A 17,726-nucleotide genomic window follows, 5' to 3' on the forward strand; every position below is an offset into this window, starting at 1 on the left:
TGACCCTGTTATGAATGCCGAAATCTTAAATTTCCCGGCATCTTGCCATACCGGATCGAAAAGCAGAGGACAAATGATGCCGCCCGCCAGTCCACAGACCGAGACTTCAGCCAATCCGCTCCTGAGCATCAAGGGACCGGTGGCGGAACTGCTGCTCAACGCACCGGCGAGAAAAAACGCCCTGCCCCTGGCCGCCTGGCAGCGTCTGCCCGATTTCCTTGAAACCGTCCGCAACACGCCTTCCGTGCGCGTCTGTGTCGTCAGGGGAGCCGGCGGCGAAAGCTTCTGTGCCGGTGCGGATATTTCAGAATTCGAGGCCATTCGCGCGACACCGGAGGCCGCCAGACGCTATGACGCCATCAATGTGGCCGCGTTTCAGGCCCTGAAATCCCTTCCGGTGCCGGTGATTGCCGCGATCAGCGGCCCCTGTCTCGGTGGCGGCCTCGGCATCGCCCTCGCCTGCGATATCCGCATTGCCGCCCAATCGTCGGTCTTCAGCATACCGGCGGCCCGGCTGGGTCTTGCCTATCCGCCCGAAGCGCTCGCCGATCTGCTGGAAGCGGTCTCGGTCTCCGATGCCAAGCACCTGCTGTTCACCGCCGAGCGCATTCCGGCGGACAGGGCACTGGCAATCGGACTGATCAACGAAGTCGTCGCGGACTCCGCCCTCGACAGCCGCATCGCCTCCCTGTGCGAGAAGATGGCAGGCAATGCCCCCCTGTCGCTCAAGGCAGCCAAACAGGCCCTGAACCACCTGGCGCAACCGGCACAGGCCACGGATCTTGACGCCGCGCACCGGGACGCGCGCGTCTGCATCGACAGCGCCGACTACCGGGAAGGATGCAGGGCCTTTCTGGAAAAGCGCCCGCCGCAATTCAGGGGGCTGTGAACGGACCGCCCGCGGATTCGGTTTCTCAGGAAATCGCCGCAACAAATTGACGCAACGTCATTTTTACTATTCAGGCAATCGCCGCGGCGGCTTTCAGATCGAGAAGGAATGTCTCGACGGCCGCGGCGAAGACGTCGTTCCGGTCCCCGGCGACCATGTGCCCCGCATCGCGGATATCCGTGAATCTGGCCTGGGGCACCCGCTCGCGAAACTCCCTTACGTGCTCCATGGAGACCAGTTCCGAATTCTGGCCGCGAATGAGCAGGACCGGCAGGGTGAGATTTGATACGGCAGCTAGCACCTCTTCCTGCACGGATGCTGCCAGCTCTGGATCCTGGTGCTGCCGGGAATTCAGGAACGCCGGATCCCAGTGCCAGCGCAATCGCCCGTCGTCGTGAAGCCGCAGGTTCTTGGACAGTCCGGAGAGATCTTTCGGCCGCGCCCGGTTGGGCAGATAGCGTGCGATCGCCTCGGCGGCTTCCTCCACATTCGCGAAGCCGTCCTCGACCCGCTCGCCCATGAAGCCGAGTATCTTGCTGACACCCCCCATGTCGATCCGTGGCGTGATGTCCACAAGCACCAGCGCGGCAAGACCGCCGACATTCTCCCGGCCCTCGGCCAGCATGCCCGCGAAGCCGCCGAGCGAGGCCCCGACGACGACCGGCTTCGCACCGTGACGGGAGCGGATTTCCCCGGTTACGGCCGCAAGGTCCTTCGCGAAGTCGAAAAAGCCGTAGTTGCCGCTGTCCACCCAGTCGCTCTCGCCATGACCGCGCTGGTCGAGCGCATAGACCGGATGCCCCAGACCGGCGATACGCCGGGACGCAGCGTCCCAGGAATGCCGCGTCTGGCCCCCGCCATGCAGCATCACCACCGGCTGGTTTCCCGCGCCGTAGAGATCGGCGATCAGGGTGTTGTTCTCGGCACCCCGGAATTCAACGCGCTCAGGTTTCATGACAGCTCCCGTGTTGCCGGCATCCGCGATGCTCCTCAGGCGTCCACATTGTTCAGGAACGTCAGAACGCCCTGCTTGTAGACCTTGTCCCCGACCGCCACCATGTGGTCGCGTCCCGGAATGTCCAGAACCTCGGCATGCGGCATGAGGTCGGCCAGTTTCTGCGGCGATCCGGCAATATCGTCCTTTGTCCCGACGGCGACGAGCACCGGCCGTTCGATCCGCGCCACATCCGCTTCGCTGATTTTCTGGCGGGAGGAACGCATGCAGGCAGCCAGGGCACGCCGGTCCGAGCCGGTTTGTTCGGCAAATGCGCGGAAGGCACGCCCGGAGCGGTCCGATACGTCCTGCAGACGCTCGGCTTCAAGCGCGGCGGCAATCGGCTCGGGATCTCCCACGCCCGAAACCATGCCGTAGCCGAGACCGCCGAACACCGCCCGGCGGACACGGCCGGGATGGTTGAGCGTCAGGAACGCGGAAATACGCGCGCCCATGGAATAGCCCATCACATCGGTCTGTTCGATCTCCAGATGGTCGAGCAATTGCCGCGCATCTTCCGCCATCACCGGCGCGCCATAGGCGGCCGGATCGTAAAATTTCTGGCTCTCTCCGTGTCCCCGGTTGTCGATGGCGATCACCCGCCGGCCGTCCTTCACCAGCAGGTCGACCCAGCCGGGATAGGCCCAGTTCACCTGCCTGTTCGACGCAAACCCGTGAATCAGCAGGATCGGATCGCCCTCCCCCTCGTCGAGATATGCGATCCGCACTCCATCGAATTCAAACTGAGGCATGAATACAGCTAACCTTTACGTAAACGGAAAACAGAAAAGACTTCGATAAAGTAAGAGGTTTGTCCGCTGAAGGCAAAGACGAATTGAAACGGGTGGCAGCCTGGCGTCCGCTGCGGCGGTGGATCGCGCCCGTCAGCCCTACCCTTTCATTTAACAAATGGATATGCTTGAAAAAATTTGCTAACGGGGTCTCCGACAAAGACCCCCGGTATTGAGAGGAATGAGACAATGGCGGATCACGTTGTCCCGCATTTTCAGAACTCGAGCGGACATGATTCTGTAGCGATCGGTGCCCGTGAGTTCATGTGCATCGGTGCAAATCCCCCGTTTGATCATCCTCACGTCTTTCTGGACATGGGCAGCGAGCCGGAAATCGTCTGCCCCTACTGCTCCACCCTTTACAAGTTCGACGCCACCTTGAAGGCGAACGAATCCTCGCCGGCGGACTGCACCTGGACACCGGTCGCGGCGTAACCTGAAAGCGCCGTCATGACCCGGACCGGGGCTGCCCATCAGCCGATCGTCATCGCCGGGGCCGGTATTGGCGGCCTCGCGGCCGCCCTTGCGCTGCGGCAACAGGGTCATGAAATCGTCCTGATGGACAAGGCCAACGCTCTTTCGGAAGTCGGCGCGGGACTGCAGCTGTCACCGAATGCCTGTTCGGTTCTGGACAGGCTCGGCGTGCTGGAGGCCCTGAGGCCCCATGTCTACGCCCCGGACTATCTGAGAATCTGGTCGGGCAAATCCGGCCGTCAGCTGGGCCGCGTGCGCTTCGGCGACTTTCTCAGGCAGCGTCACGGATTTCCCTTCTGGGTGATCCACCGGGCGGACCTGCAGCGCGTGCTGCTGGAGCAGGTCGAGCAGACCCCGGGTATTGCCGTCCGGCTGGCCACCGAAGTCCTGGATCTCGAGCCCACGCCCTACGATCACCTGTCCTGCGTCTACCGGAACAACGAAACGACCGGAAACCTGAGCTGCAGGGCTCTTGTCGGCGCAGACGGGGTCTGGTCCAGATCCCGGCGGCTCGTCCCCGGGCATGAAAACGCCGTGTTCAGCGGCCAGGTCGCCTACCGGGCAACGATCCCGCTGGAGGCCGCGCCCGAACGCTGGCGAAAGGATTCCGGCCTCTGGATGCATCGGGACTCCCATCTTGTCCATTACCCGGTCAGAGGCGGCCGGGAGCTGAACATCGTCGCCCTGGCCGCCGAAGCCTGGCAGGACGAAACATGGTCGACCAAAACGGACACCAAATCGGTCCTGCATGTGTTCCGGGACTGGCCGGCGGAAGTGCGGACCCTGCTCGCACAACCCGACGGATGGCTGAAATGGGCCCTGTGCAGCGTGGATGCCTCCGGCCCCTGGAGCCATGGACACGTGACGCTGATGGGCGATGCGGCCCATGCGATGCTCCCCTATATGGCGCAGGGAGCCGCCATGGCCATCGAGGACGCCGCCGTGCTGGGCAAGCATCTGCCGCCGGATGTGACAAACATTCCCGCCGCGCTGCGTGCCTTCGAGCGTGAACGCAAGTCACGGGTCAGACATATCCAGGGAATCGCCTCTCGCAACGCGAAGGTGTTCCATTTCTCCGGCGTGATGGCATTGGCCCGCGACACGGTCCTGAACCTGTCCTCCCCGGAGACCCTCACCGCGCGGTTTGACGATGTCTACGGCTGGACCGCCGGGAACGGAAACCGCTAAGGCAAGACCGGAGCCGGCTTCATCTCGTCACCGCAACGCCCCAGCGTGTGACCTCATAAATGAAGATCAACCGGTTCGAGACGACACGGTCGTCCTCAAGGAGCAAAAGCGCGGGACAGGTGGTTCATTTTCAAGCCTTTCACGACGCAGAGGAGCACCAGATCGGTCACATCCGAAGGACATGGAAATGACGACACCGCTTGTCGCCAGCCTGGCTTGACCGGGCAGGAAGCCAGCTGCGCGCACACGTCCTGACGGGAGCGCCATTTCCCTTGCTGGTTCGTCCTGATTCAGGAGTTCACACCCTAAAGCTTGAGCTCGACGGTAAGCTGGGATAAAGCCAGACACCATCCAAGTCCCAGGGAGTTCCAAGATGACCGGTCAGAAGGCAGACAACGTCGTAACCGGCGCATTCCTGGTCATCGGAGACGAAATTCTCTCCGGCCGCACCAAGGACAGGAACATCGGCTTTGCGGCCGACTATCTCACATCGATCGGCATCGATCTGAAGGAAGCCAGGATCGTACCGGATGACCGGGAGGAGATCGCCGCGGCCGTCAACGCCCTGCGCACCAGGTATGACTATGTCTTCACCTCCGGCGGCATCGGTCCGACCCACGACGACATCACCGCCGAATGCATCGCCGAAGCCTTCGGCGTTCCGCTGATCCTGGATCCCCGGGCCGTGGCCATTCTGGAAGCCCATTATCCTCCCGGCCAGTTCACTCCCGCCCGCCAGCGCATGGCGCGGATACCCGAAGGCGCGGACCTGATCGAGAACAAGGTCTCCAAGGCCCCGGGCTTCAGGATTGAAAATGTCTACGTCATGGCCGGAGTGCCCGCCATCATGCAGGCCATGATGGATGCGATCGCCCCGACGCTTGCCACCGGGCGGAAAATGCTGTCGGAAACCATTCCCGCTGACATGCCGGAAAGCCGGATCGCCGAACGGCTCGCCGCCATTCAGGACGCCCACCCCCAGACGCTCATCGGGTCCTATCCCCAGGCCGACAATGGAAAATTCACCACACAGATCGTCATCCGTTCGCGGGACGAGGCAATCCTGAAGGCCGCGGCACAGGACGTCGCCAGGGCCGTTGCCGAACTGTCAGGATAATCTGAAGGAAAAAACATGGAAAACCCCGCCCAAAACAAAGCATTCCCGGTGTCATGGGACATGTTCCACCGGGATTCGCGCGCCCTTGCCTGGCGGCTTTCGAGCGAAGGCGAATGGAAGGCCATCGTCTGCATCACCCGGGGTGGCCTAGTTCCGGCCGGAATCGTCGCGCGCGAACTGGGCATCCGCACCATCGAAACCGTCTGCATCGCCTCCTATCACGATTACGAAAATCAGGGCGAACTGAAGGTGATCAAGCCTGTGGATCCGAAGGTCGTCGACCTGGAAGGTGGTGAAGGCAGCGGTGTGCTCGTCATCGACGACCTGGTCGATACCGGCAAGACCATCAAGGTCGTCCGTGAAATGCTGCCGAAGGCCCATTTCGCGACCGTCTACGCCAAGCCGGTCGGTGTCCCCATGGTCGACACCTTCATCACCGAAGTGTCCCAGGACACCTGGATCTATTTTCCCTGGGACATGGGATGGCAGTTTCAGCCGCCGCTCGCCAAGGACACCGCCGGATAGGCAGCTGGTGGCACTTTTGCCACGGTTCGCACCTCGTGTGACGCTGTCACGTCAAGGTGAAGGCCTTGCCACTATTCCGCCGGAATATTCCTGCTAAGCCTATTCGTGGCCGGTCAGACAATGTGTCTGGCCGGTCGTTTTACGTGTGCAGGAGATTCGGAGGTTTTCGGGAGGAACTTCGAATACCCGGTTCAAAATCACGTCAAAACAGAACTTTACAGTCTGCCGCGCGTTTCCAGTTCATGAAGACACGTTCCAGACGCCCATCACAGAATATTACGGAACCAGGAATGCTGAACCGACGCCTGTTTATTGCCTCCGCCGCTGCCGCGCTTGCCTCCGGGTGCGTGTCCACACGCCAGCCAGTGCCGCAACCGGCCGGTCCCACATACAAGGGCCGGCGGATCTCGCCCGAATATCTGCAGATGTACCGGGCCATGCCGGAAGAACGCTTTCCCATCCCCGCCGTCGACCTGACCAAAATCGACCCGGGCTATTACCGCCGGATGGTGGACTACAGCTCTCCCGAGGCAATAGGAACGATCATCGTCGATACGCCGAACCGCTATCTCTATCTGACGATGGAAAACGGCAAGGCCATGCGCTATGGCGTCGGCATCGGTCGGGCCGGCTTCGAATGGGGCGGCCGGGCACGCATTCAGTACAAGAAGGAATGGCCGACCTGGACCCCGCCGGCGGAGATGATCGCCCGTGAGCCGGAACTCGAGAAATACCGGAACGGCATGCCGCCCGGCCTGGACAATCCCCTCGGCGCGCGCGCACTCTACATCTTCGAAGGCGGCCGGGACACGCTCTACCGCTTGCACGGGACCTCCGAATACTGGTCCATCGGCAAGGCCGTGTCTTCAGGCTGTGTCCGCATGCTCCATCAGGATGTCATCGATCTTTACAACCGGGTCCCCAACGGCACGCCGATCGTGGTGCGGCAGGCCTGAGCCTGCCTTTCACGGCCGGCCGCAGGTCAGATTGAAATTCTGACCGGCCTGATCGCGTCGATGCCGTCGAGCCTGACATCGCAGCCAATGGCATATGCCTCGACGCCGGCCGCCCTCGCGCTTTCGAAGGCCGCCGCATAGGCCGGGTCCAGATCCGCAGCCAGGCTGAGCGTATCGCAATCGGGCCGCTGAACGAGAAAGACCATGGCCGCCCTGTGTCCTTCGCGGACCATGTCGGAGAGCTCGGCCAGATGCTTTGCCCCGCGGGCCGTCACGCTGTCGGGAAACTCCGCCAGCCCGGGCTGGCGCATGAGGTGAACGTTTTTCACCTCGACGTAGGTCTTCGCACCGCTCCCGCTTTCCAGCAGGATGTCGATCCGCGAGTTCTTGCCGTATTTCACCTCCCGGCGGAGGGTCTGAAATCCGGACAGTTCGTCGATGCGCCCGGCTTCCAGCGCCTCCTCGACCAGCCTGTTGGGATGCGCTGTATTGATCCCAACCAGTGCCCCGTCGGCCTCCATCACTTCCCAGGAATATTTCAGCTTGCGTTTCGGATTGTCGGATCGCGACAGCCACACCCGCGAGCCGGGCTCCTTCAGGCCGAGCATGGACCCCGGATTGGCGCAATGGGCGGTGATCTCCGTGCCCTCCCCATCCAGGACAACATCGGCGAGAAACCGCTTGTAACGCTTGACGAGACGGCCGCTGACCAGGGGTTCCGGAAATTTCATCTTGAGCCTCTTGCAAGCGCGAATCGGACTGGGTCCGCGACCCTATTTCGACCAGAAATCCGGATCAAGGAGCACCAGCACGGTGAAGAGTTCCAGGCGCCCCACCAGCATGGCGAAGGACAGCAGCCACTTGGCGCCATCCGGAAGCGGTGCGAAATGGCCGCCCGGTCCGATGACCGGACCAAGACCGGGCCCCACATTGCCGATCGACGTGGCCGCCGCCGATACAGCGGTCACGAGATCCAGATCGAAAAAGGACAGGGCAACCGTGACGACGCCCACCGAGCCCATGTAGACCACAAGGAAGGCCAGAACCGAGAACGACAGTTCCTGCGTCAGCCGCGTGCCGGCATATTCCTCCGACATGACCCGGTGCGGCCGCACCATCCGGCGCAGGTGGGCGCGAACGGTTCCGAAAAACACCAGAAAGCGGAACATCTTGATCCCGCCCGTTGTCGAACCGGTGCAGCCGCCGACGAACATCAGGAGAAAGGCAACGCCGACAACGGGCGGCCCCCATTGCGTGAAATCGCCCAGCGCGTAGCCGGTCCCCGTGACGATGGACACCACGTTGAAGGTTGCCCGCAGCAAGGCGTCGTCAAAGGGAAAGCGCATGTTGATGCCCAGATAGACGGTCATCGTCAGGGACACCAGCGCCAGGAACCCCAGAAGCGCCTTCACCTGCGGGTCGCGCCACAACAGCAGCGGATGCCCGCGCAGAGCCTGGATGAGCAGCACGAACGGCAGGGAACCGACGATCATGAAGAAGACCGCCACCCAGCCCGATGCGGGATTGGTGAAATAGCCGAAGGACGCATCATGGGTCGAATACCCGCCGGTCGAAATCGTGGTCAGGGCATGATTGAACGCGTCGAACAGATCCATGCCGGTTGCCAGATAGGAGGCGATGCACAGGACGGTCAGGAACACATAGGCGAGCCCGAGCAGGCGGATGAGTTCGACGGAGCGGCTGACGATCTTCTCAGACCGGTCGGAATTCTCGCTCTGGAACAGTTGCATTCCGCCGATTCTGAGAAATGGAAGCAGCACGATCGCCATGACGATGATCCCCACCCCGCCCATCCATTGCATGATCGAACGCCAGACCAGGAGGCCCGGTGGCAGGCCGTCCAGTCCGGTCAGCACGGTCGCCCCCGTGGTGGTGAAGCCGGACACCGCTTCAAAAACCGCGTCCGCGTAATCGATGCCAAGCCAGAGGAACGGCAGCGCCCCGAACGCCGGAAGCGTGGCCCAGGCCAGCGTCGTCAGGATGAAGGTCTGGCGGGTATCCAGCCCTTCCAGCAACGAGCCGCCAACCGCCAGCGACAGCAGCATGCCGACCATCCCGGTCAGCAGCGCGGAAAACACGAAGGCCTGCCAGTCGGCATTCTTCTGGGCCACGTCGACAATGGCCGGAATGAGCATGGCGGTGGCAAGGCCGACATACAGGAAGCCGAGAACGTTCAAAACTGGTCTGAGAGAAATCAAGTAATGTTCTTCCCGAAAACCTGTGACCGAAGCCTCTGGTCCAAAACGTCCCGCACAATGCCGTTGATCCATGCCCCGGTTCCGCGGAAACCCGAATCCCGAGCCCGAACGGTTCCGCGAACGAGGACGCAATGGCTCCCCGTCCTAGCCTCTTTCGGATAATTTTCCAATGGGGCGGGTGAAGCCTACCCCCAAAGAAGCGTCCGCGCGCTCCCGGAAGCGGGAAATTCGCCGAGCCACGCCGAAAGCCGCATCACACATGTATCTGTTTTCACGATTATTTTCACTGAACAGCGTAATTTTCACCGCACGAAAGCCCATTCCTTCGGTTTTGGACACTTTGATTCATTTTCAGAGTCATTCTTCAGAGTTTCGTAGCGAATGAATTTTACTTTAACGTGCCCGCATTCAGATAAGCTCTTAATACGAGAAATTGGCAAGGAAGCAGTGAGATAAAGAGGCTCGGCCCACATTCGCTTGTTTATCGGATTAGCGTCATCCTGGTTGTCATGGTGCTTTGCAGCATCGGTCTGATTTCCGGCCTGAGCTACTTTGAGCTTTCAAGGACCACCGAAGACAACGCATCCATCCGCATCGATCGCGCCGCCAGGGCAGCCGTGGCGATCCTGTGTTTCGGCACGGACAGGTTTTTTGAACCCGAGTTCGACGACACGGACAATCCCGTCTCTCTGCGCATGACCGCCATCGACGGCTCGCCGCTGGTGAAGAACGCAAAGCTCGAACAGCTTGTGGACGCCATCGGCCGGACCAATCAGGGTGCGGCCAATCTGTTCGCATGGGCTCCGCAGACTGCCTCCTTCGACCGGTTCGTCACGACCTTCAAGCCCCCCGACGGAAGTCCTCCGGCGGCATTTTCAATCCGGGAAGGCCATCCCGCCTATACCAGCCTCGCCGCGGGACAACCCTTCATTGGTGAAGTGCCGCTGATGGGCCGCTTCAGGTTGGCCTATCTGACGCCGATCCTGACGGAAAACGGCAAGGTTGCGGGCGCCCTTGCGGTCGATGTCGGCTGGGTGGACGATCTGTCGACCGCCGAAACCCGCCTCAAGACCAGAATCGCGTCAGCCGCAATCGTGATTCTGATGGGCGTCATCCTGATGGGCGGCATCTTCCTGCGCTTCGAGCTGCGTCCTTTGCGCCGTCTTGCCAGAACAGCGGACGAACTTGCAGCGGGAACACAGCCCCGGGAGATCCCTTTCACGGACAGGCAGGATGAAATCGGCGATCTTGCGCATGGCCTTGAGCGGGTCACCGACCTGCAGGACAAGTTGCAGAAGCTCGCCTATACAGACCCGGTCACGACCGCCGGCAACCGAGCCCGCTACTTCTCGGATCTCAACAAGGCCCTGAAACGGGCAAAGGACGGGACGTTTCGTGCTTCCCTGATTCATCTCGACTTCAACGGCTTTGCCAAGATCAACGACACCTTCGGTCAACAGGTCGGCAACCGTGTTCTACTGCAGGCCTATGCCCGTCTTGCCAAGATCTTCGGCCCCAGCGCGCAGATTGCCCGTATTTCGGCAGACGATTTCTGCATTCTCCTGCCTTTCGACGCCCAGGGCGCCATTGCCGAAGACTATGCAATCCAGGCAATCGAATTGCTGTCCGTTCCCTTCCATATGGAAGAAGGGGAAATTCGCGTGGAGCCGAGCATCGGCATCGCCCTGCTGCCTCAGGACGCCCATGACGCGGAAACCGCTCATCGGGTCGCAGGGCTCGCGCTCCGGGCCGCCAAGGAGAGCAAAAGCGCAAGGCATATTTTCTTCTCAGCCCCGCTCAACGAACGCGTCCAGACGGACATGTTGCTGGAAACGCTGCTGCGGACCGCGCTCAAGACCGGACAGCTCGAGCTTCACTACCAGCCGCAGATCTGCCCTGCAGACGACCGCCTCGTCGGGCTGGAAGCCCTGATCCGCTGGCCGAATGAAAAACGCGGTCATATCCCGCCGGCGGAATTCATACCCATTGCGGAAAAGACGGGGCTCATTCTGGAACTCGGACAATATGTCCTCGAACGCGCCTGCAAACAGGCCGCCGAATGGCAACAGGCCGGCTTCGAGTTCGGTCAGGTTTCCGTGAATGTCTCTCCCCTGCAATTCCGTCAGCCCAGTTTTGCGGCGACTGTCAGGCAGATGCTCGCCGCCCACCGGCTGCCCGCCCAGATGCTGTGTCTCGAACTGACCGAAAACGTCTTCGTCGATACGGGCGAGCAGATGGTTCTCGATATCCTTTCCGAACTTCAGCAGATCGGCGTGCAGCTTTCGCTGGACGATTTCGGTTCCGGATATTCCTCGCTCATCTATCTGCACCGGCTGCCGTTCCAGGAGCTGAAGATCGACCGCGCCTTCCTCGCCGGCGCCGACAGGGACCCGCAGAAGGAACAGCTGTTTCAGGCCATTGTGGGTCTGGGGCGCAGCCTTGGGCTGCGCGTGATCGCGGAAGGTGCGGAAACGCCCGGCGAATATGCACTGACGGCCGCCCATGGCTGCGACGGCATGCAGGGGTTTTTCTGCTCACCCGCCGTGGCCGCCCAGGACGTCCGAGAGTGTATTGATGCCTTCCGGAAGTCCAGACCGGCGCGGTCTGCCACGATGGAAAAGAAACGGGCCTGACCACACGGATCGGGCCCGGTGCAAGGTCCTGAGGATAATGGAGGCGTTGTTCCCTGGCACATCGCAAACCGAGAGGCTCCGGCTCCCGGCCGTCCTCAATCGCGCAACTTGCCTGTCATCAGAATGGGAGCCGCGTCCAGCTTGTGTGCATTCATCATCTCGGCGATCTGTTCGATCGCATCGACCAGCTGCCGCCGCTCGTCGTTTTCCAGACCGGCGAACTTCTTCTCGAATTCCTCATGGAGCAGGCCGGGGAGACCGGAGGCGGTTTCCCTGCCTTTCGCGGTCAGTTTCGCGTGCACGATTCGCCGGTCGGAAACCGACCTGTAGCGTTCGACCAGCCCCTTTTCCTCCAGCTTGTCCAATATGGTCACGACCGTCGCGGAGCTCAGGTCGGCGTTTTCGGAAAGGGCCTTTGTCGTCACTTCCCCCAGATCCCGAACGCCTTGCAAAACAATGATTTGCGGGATGGTGAGCCCGGTCGTCCGGGACACTTCCCGCGACCGCAAATCGATGGCGCGCACGATCCTGCGGATGGCCTTGATCACTTGCGACGATTGCACCGGCTGCATCGTTACACCTCTATTAATTTGAACTCTAATAATTAGAGCTCTATATAGTGCCCGTGTTTTCAGGAACGGAGAGACTTGTCAATATGTGCGGCATTTGCGGCGAAGTGGTTTTCAGGAACGATCAGGCCGACGTCAGTCGGGTTCGCCGGATGGCGGATGCAATGGAGGCGCGCGGCCCCGACGGAATGGGGGTGACCCAGCGTGGCCGGGTCGCCTTCGGACACCGGCGCCTGAAAATCATCGATCTGAGCGACCGCGGCGCCCAGCCCATGACAGACCCGGCTCTCGGCCTGTCGCTCGTCTTCAACGGCTGCATCTACAACTACCAGGAACTGCGCGCCGAGCTGAGCGCGAAGGGCCATGTCTTCTTCTCCACAAGCGACACCGAGGTCATCCTGAAGGCCTGGAAGGAATGGGGCGAAGACTGTTTTTCCCGTTTCCACGGCATGTTTGCGGTGGCCATTCACGAACATGACAGCGGCCGTGTCCACCTCGCCCGGGACCGGTTCGGCATCAAGCCGCTTTATTACAGCGAATCCGACGGCAAGCTCGCCTTTGCCTCTTCCCTGCCTGCCCTTCTGGCCGGCGGCAGCATCGACAAGTCCATCGACCGTGTCGCCCTGCACCACTACATGAGCTGGCACGCGGTGGTTCCCGCCCCCCGGACGATTCTCAACGGCGTGCGCAAATTGCCCGCCGCCACGCTGCGCACCATTGAAGCGGACGGCAGCACCCGGGACCTGACCTACTGGGAACCGGGGTTTGAAAAATCGGCCGAAGACCTGGCCCGTAGCGCCGAGGAGTGGCGTGACATGGTTCTGGAAGGCCTGCGCAAGGCCGTCCGCCGCCGCATGGTTGCCGACGTTCCCGTCGGCGTCCTGCTGTCCGGCGGCGTGGACTCCAGCCTGATCGTCGGCCTTCTGGCCGAGGAAGGCCAGAAGGACCTTGCCACCTTCTCCATCGGCTTCGAGGAAGCTCATGGCGAGAAAGGCGACGAATTCCAGTATTCCGATCTGATCGCCGAACACTACGGCACCAACCACCACCAGATCTTCATTCCGTCCTCGGAACTTCAGAAAAATCTTCCGGGTGCGATCAGCGCCATGGCGGAACCGATGGTGTCCTATGACAATATCGGCTTCTACCTGCTGTCGCGGGAGGTCTCCCGGCATATCAAGGTGGTCCAGTCCGGTCAGGGAGCGGACGAGGTCTTTGCCGGCTACCACTGGTATCCGAAACTGACCGGGTCGAACCATCCCGTACAGGACTACGCTAGCGCCTTCTTCGACCGCACGCAGGCGCAGATGCGCGAGGCCGTCTCTCCCGATTATCAGTGCGACAGGGACGAAAGCCTCGCCTTCGTCGAAGCGCATTTCGCCCGCCCCGGCGCCGAAGACCCCGTCGACAAGGCCCTGCGCCTCGACACCAACGTGATGCTTGTCGACGATCCGGTGAAACGCGTCGACAGCCACTCCATGGCCTGGGGGCTTGAAGCACGTGTGCCCTTCCTCGACCATGAACTGGTCGAGCTCGCCGGCCGGATCCCGGCCCGCTTCAAGCTGGCCCAGGACGGCAAGGGTGTCCTGAAGGACGCCGCCCGCCAGGTGGTTCCCAGTGCGGTGATTGATCGGCCGAAGGGCTATTTCCCGGTGCCAGCCCTCAAGTATATTCAGGGGGACTATCTGGACATGGTGCGTGATACCCTCTCCAGTCAGGCGGCCAGGGAACGCGGCCTTTTCAACAACGATTACCTGGAGAAGCTCTACGCCGATCCGACGAAATACATCACGCCGCTGCGCGGCTCGGAGCTCTGGCAAGTTGCCCTGCTGGAAATGTGGCTGCAGACACAGGAGGTCTGATCAGTGGCAGAACATGAACCCTCGCGGCCGAAGGGCGCATTCGACCACCGCCTGAAGCGCATGCGCGAACACGGGTTGAAGCCGGAGTTCCGTCTGGAGGAAACCGAGGTCCAGAAAGACCGCTATATCAATTGCGGCTGGGGCCGCCTTGTCTTCGCCAACACCTATCATGAGACGGACAAGCTCGTGGAGGTGCTGCGCAACGAGCGGCCCGACCGGCGCGACATCGCCTTTTACGTGCGCGATCCGCATGTGCTGGTGGGAAGCGCTCCGCAGGAACTGTTTCTCGATCCCTCCCACACATTCCGCCTGGATCTGGCGACCTACCGCCCTGCCCGCAACCGGCGCAAGGGCTTTACCGTCCGGCGCCTGTCCTCGCGCAGTGACGCGGAAGCCATAAACGAGCTTTACATCAGCAGGGGCATGGTTCCCGTTCCGCCGGAATTCTTCTGGTCGGACCTCGACCCCAGAACCATCACCGTGCTGGTTGCCGAAGAGGATGAAACCGGCATGATCGTCGGAACCGCCATGGGGGTCGATCATGGCAGGGCAACCGACGACGCGATACAGGGCTGTTCGCTCTGGTGCCTTGCCGTATCCCCGCAGGCCAGATTTCCCGGCGTCGGCGAAGCGCTCGTCCGGCGTATTGCGGAAGTCTTCAAGGGCAGAGGAACGCCACATCTCGACCTGTCCGTGCTGCATGACAACGACCTGGCCATCGGCCTGTACGAAAAGCTCGGTTTCGAGCGGGTTCCGTTCTTCACCGTCAAGCGCAAGAACACCATAAACGAGGCCCTCTTCGCCGGCCCCGCGCTTGAAGACAAGCTCAATCCCTATGCCACGATCATCATCAACGAGGCCAGGCGGCGCGGCATCCAGACAGAGATCATCGACGCCGCCGGGGGCTTCTTCCGTCTTTCCTACGGCGGGCGATCCGTGGCCTGCCGGGAATCCCTGAGCGAATTCACCAGCGCGGTCGCCATGTCGCTGTGCGACGACAAGGCCACGACACGCCGCATCGTCAAGCGGGCGGGAGTAGAGGTGCCCGCCCAGGTTCTGGCGGGGTCCGCCGACGAAAACGCGGCCTTTCTGCAGGAGCACGGCTCCGTCGTGGTCAAGCCTGCCCGCGGAGAGCAGGGCAAGGGAATCGCCATCGGCCTCACCAGCCCCGAAGACGTCATGGCCGCGATCGATGTCGCCAAGACATTTTCCAATGACGTCCTGATCGAGGAATTCGTCTCCGGCCTGGACCTGCGCCTCGTGGTCATCGACTACAAGGTGGTCGCGGCCGCATTGCGCAAGCCGGCGGAAGTGACCGGCAACGGACGGGCAACCATCCGGGAGCTGATCGCCATCCAGTCCCGCCGGAGATCCAACGCGACAGGCGGCGAATCCAGGATCCTCATCGACGACGAAGTCGAACGCTGCCTCAAAGCGAAGGGTTACGATCTGGAAGACGTTCTGCCGGAAGGAAACAGACTTGCCGTCAGGCGCACGGCCAACCTGCATACCGGCGGCACCATTCACGATGTGACCGGCGAAACCCATCACACGCTCGTCGACGCAGCGGTCAAGGCCGCCCGCGCCATTGAAATTCCGGTTACGGGCATTGACTTGATGGTCTCGGACCCGCGACAACCGGACTATCGATTCATCGAAGCCAACGAGCGGCCCGGACTTGCCAATCACGAGCCGCAGCCGACCGCCGAGCGTTTCGTTGATTTTCTGTTTCCCCTGTCCGTGCCGCAGCCGGTCAGGACCACCATGAACCGGGCCGGGACATGACACTTCTGAATATCGACATTTCCTATCTGGCGAAAAAACTGCAGGACCTGCTGAAAATTCCGAGCCCGACCGGGTACACCGACGAAATCGTCCGGCATGTGTCGAAGGAACTCCAGTCCCTCGGGGTCTTCTACGAGATCACCCGCCGGGGCGGCATGCGCGCCATGATTCCGGGCAAGAAGCACAAGCCCGCCCGGGCCTTTGTTTCGCATCTCGACACCCTCGGGGCGCAGGTCAAGTCCCTGAAGGACAACGGACGTCTGGAACTCGTGCCCATCGGCCACTGGTCCGCGCGCTTTGCCGAAGGCGCCCGGGCGACGGTCTTTTCGGAAAGCGGCGCCTATACCGGCACGATCCTGCCGCTGAAGGCGTCGGGCCATACCTTCAACAAGGGCATCGATGAAATGCCCATCGGCTGGGACTATGTCGAACTCCGGGTCGATGCCTATTCCAAGTCGGGTGCCGACCTGTACCGGCTCGGGTTCGATGTCGGCGATTTCGTCGCCATCGATCCGCTGCCGGAATTTCTCGACAACGGCTTTATCGTGTCCCGGCATCTGGACAACAAGGCCGGGGTCGCGGTCATGCTGGCGGCCATAAAGGCGCTTGTGGAATCGGATATCAAGCCGACTGTCGACGTGTTCTGGCTGTTCACCATTGCCGAGGAAACCGGCCATGGCGCACAATCGATCCTGACCCCGGACATCGCCTCCCTGGTTGCCATCGACAACGGCACCACGGCCCCCGGCCAGAATTCCGACGAATTCGGTGTCACCATTGCCATGGCCGACCAGACAGGTCCCTTCGACTACCATCTGACGCGGAAAATGGTCCAGCTGTGCCGCGACAACGACATCAAGCACCAGAAGGATGTCTTCCGCTATTACCGCTCCGATGCCGCCACCGCGATCGAGGCCGGCGCCGATGTGCGCACCGCCCTGATCACCTTCGGCGTGGACGCCAGCCACGGCTACGAGCGCATCCACATGCATGCCTTGCGGTCCCTTGCGGAACTCGCCACCGGTTACGCGATCAGCCCGGTCGAGATCCAGCGTGACGCCCGTGAATTCTCGGACCTCAAGGGCTTCACCCGCCAGCCGACCGCAGACGCCGATCAGGATCTCAAACCCGAGATCGACGTCCCCGTACCGGAACCGGCCGCCGAATAAAAGCGTCACCGGATCTGGGGTCAAACGACCAAACTAAAAACCGACCCGAACTGTCGCGAGCGTTGTGAACGCTCCGGATTCGATCTCAGGCCGCAACACAATGTTCAGCCAGCCAGAGCGAACGAACTGCGCGACAGTTCCGGGATCGTTCACCGGACCGTTTCCACTGTGCCGGGTGTCACAGGCTGGGCAACGGTGTTTCTCCTACATAAGACTGACCACGATGAAGATCTTCGCTAGGGTGTGAACTCATAGTTGAAGATGAAAACCGGCTCTTTCTCACCAGTGCCGGTAATCTCGTGCCGGATTTTGCCCGACAGGAGGGAAACTCCAGTGCGGACTGTTCGGCCACGCCCTGCTGCGTGGCCGGGAAACCGCCCCTGTCACAAAACGCAAGGCTCTGAGATGTGAGGAGCGGATTCACACGGTCACGACAACGCATGCCCCTCAAAACGCCACCAGACCGGACTCGCTCTGGAGACCGGCGCCCACAAACAGCAGTTTCACCGGCAACAATGGCCGGAATGGATCTGCACGGTACATGGAGCGTCTCTT

At 61.5% G+C, this 17,726-nt stretch carries 15 protein-coding genes; 10 read left to right on the top strand and 5 right to left on the bottom strand.

The genetic code is table 11. The features are described 5' to 3' along the window. Positions 1-73 precede the first annotated feature (73 nt). Positions 74-889: an enoyl-CoA hydratase gene (locus DCO57_RS19540; protein WP_279629138.1), complete on the top strand. Its 816-nt coding sequence runs from the start codon at positions 74-76 to the stop codon at positions 887-889. Between the two features lie 70 nt (positions 890-959). Here the strand turns inward: DCO57_RS19540 and DCO57_RS19545 are convergent, their stop codons facing one another. Both DCO57_RS19545 and DCO57_RS19550 read right to left on the bottom strand, forming a co-directional pair. Further along, positions 960-1,844, bottom strand: a complete 885-nt coding sequence (locus tag DCO57_RS19545; protein ID WP_116700592.1) for an alpha/beta hydrolase — start codon at positions 1,842-1,844, stop codon at positions 960-962. Positions 1,845-1,879: 35 nt separating this feature from the next. Continuing rightward, positions 1,880-2,635, bottom strand: a complete 756-nt coding sequence (locus tag DCO57_RS19550) for an alpha/beta hydrolase (RefSeq protein ID WP_116700593.1) — start codon at positions 2,633-2,635, stop codon at positions 1,880-1,882. A gap of 228 nt (positions 2,636-2,863) precedes the next feature. Between DCO57_RS19550 and DCO57_RS19555 the strand changes: the two genes are divergently transcribed. The 5 genes from DCO57_RS19555 to DCO57_RS19575 all read left to right on the top strand — a co-directional run bounded on the left by DCO57_RS19555 (position 2,864) and on the right by DCO57_RS19575 (position 6,934). Further along, entirely contained in the window at positions 2,864-3,109 is a 246-nt protein-coding gene (locus DCO57_RS19555) for a zinc-finger domain-containing protein (RefSeq protein ID WP_116700594.1), read from the top strand. A gap of 15 nt (positions 3,110-3,124) precedes the next feature. Next, positions 3,125-4,336, top strand: a complete 1,212-nt coding sequence (locus DCO57_RS19560) for an FAD-dependent monooxygenase (RefSeq protein ID WP_116700595.1) — start codon at positions 3,125-3,127, stop codon at positions 4,334-4,336. Positions 4,337-4,709: 373 nt separating this feature from the next. After that, positions 4,710-5,453 (top strand): molybdopterin-binding protein, encoded by a 744-nt coding sequence (locus DCO57_RS19565; RefSeq protein WP_116700596.1) that lies wholly within the window; start codon positions 4,710-4,712, stop codon positions 5,451-5,453. A gap of 15 nt (positions 5,454-5,468) precedes the next feature. After that, complete coding sequence (gene gpt / locus DCO57_RS19570; RefSeq protein WP_116700597.1) at positions 5,469-5,978, top strand: xanthine phosphoribosyltransferase; 510 nt, start codon at positions 5,469-5,471, stop codon at positions 5,976-5,978. Positions 5,979-6,268: 290 nt separating this feature from the next. After that, the gene (locus tag DCO57_RS19575; protein ID WP_205756223.1) at positions 6,269-6,934 is read left to right on the top strand and encodes a L,D-transpeptidase; all 666 of its coding nucleotides are present in this window, start codon (positions 6,269-6,271) and stop codon (positions 6,932-6,934) included. 26 nt (positions 6,935-6,960) lie between these two features. Here the strand turns inward: DCO57_RS19575 and sfsA are convergent, their stop codons facing one another. Beyond that, on the bottom strand, positions 6,961-7,665 hold the full coding sequence (gene sfsA, locus DCO57_RS19580) for a DNA/RNA nuclease SfsA (protein WP_116700598.1): 705 nt from the start codon (positions 7,663-7,665) through the stop codon (positions 6,961-6,963). A gap of 42 nt (positions 7,666-7,707) precedes the next feature. Next, positions 7,708-9,132: a TrkH family potassium uptake protein gene (locus DCO57_RS19585; protein ID WP_116700599.1), complete on the bottom strand. Its 1,425-nt coding sequence runs from the start codon at positions 9,130-9,132 to the stop codon at positions 7,708-7,710. 530 nt (positions 9,133-9,662) lie between these two features. On the opposite strand from DCO57_RS19585, the gene DCO57_RS19590 reads away from it, so the two are divergent. Beyond that, positions 9,663-11,786 carry an EAL domain-containing protein gene (locus DCO57_RS19590; protein WP_116700600.1) on the top strand — a complete coding sequence of 708 codons (2,124 nt, stop codon included), beginning with the start codon at positions 9,663-9,665 and terminating at the stop codon, positions 11,784-11,786. A gap of 95 nt (positions 11,787-11,881) precedes the next feature. Here DCO57_RS19590 and DCO57_RS19595 read toward each other — a convergent pair whose 3' ends face one another. Next, the gene (locus tag DCO57_RS19595) at positions 11,882-12,358 is read right to left on the bottom strand and encodes a MarR family transcriptional regulator (protein ID WP_116700601.1); all 477 of its coding nucleotides are present in this window, start codon (positions 12,356-12,358) and stop codon (positions 11,882-11,884) included. An 83-nt stretch (positions 12,359-12,441) separates the two neighbouring features. Between DCO57_RS19595 and DCO57_RS19600 the strand changes: the two genes are divergently transcribed. The 3 genes from DCO57_RS19600 to DCO57_RS19610 are packed head-to-tail and all read left to right on the top strand — an operon-like array spanning position 12,442 to position 17,171. Continuing rightward, entirely contained in the window at positions 12,442-14,217 is a 1,776-nt protein-coding gene (locus DCO57_RS19600; RefSeq protein WP_116700602.1) for an N-acetylglutaminylglutamine amidotransferase, read from the top strand. A gap of 3 nt (positions 14,218-14,220) precedes the next feature. Then, positions 14,221-16,002: an N-acetylglutaminylglutamine synthetase gene (gene ngg, locus DCO57_RS19605; RefSeq protein ID WP_116700603.1), complete on the top strand. Its 1,782-nt coding sequence runs from the start codon at positions 14,221-14,223 to the stop codon at positions 16,000-16,002. Then, positions 15,999-17,171 (top strand): osmoprotectant NAGGN system M42 family peptidase, encoded by a 1,173-nt coding sequence (locus tag DCO57_RS19610; RefSeq protein WP_116700604.1) that lies wholly within the window; start codon positions 15,999-16,001, stop codon positions 17,169-17,171. The genes ngg and DCO57_RS19610 overlap by 4 nt, the downstream gene beginning before the upstream one ends. Positions 17,172-17,726: the final 555 nt, after the last annotated feature.

The sequence above is a fragment of the Labrenzia sp. 011 genome, assembly GCF_003075075.1.
Classification (GTDB): Bacteria; Pseudomonadota; Alphaproteobacteria; order Rhizobiales; family Stappiaceae; genus Roseibium.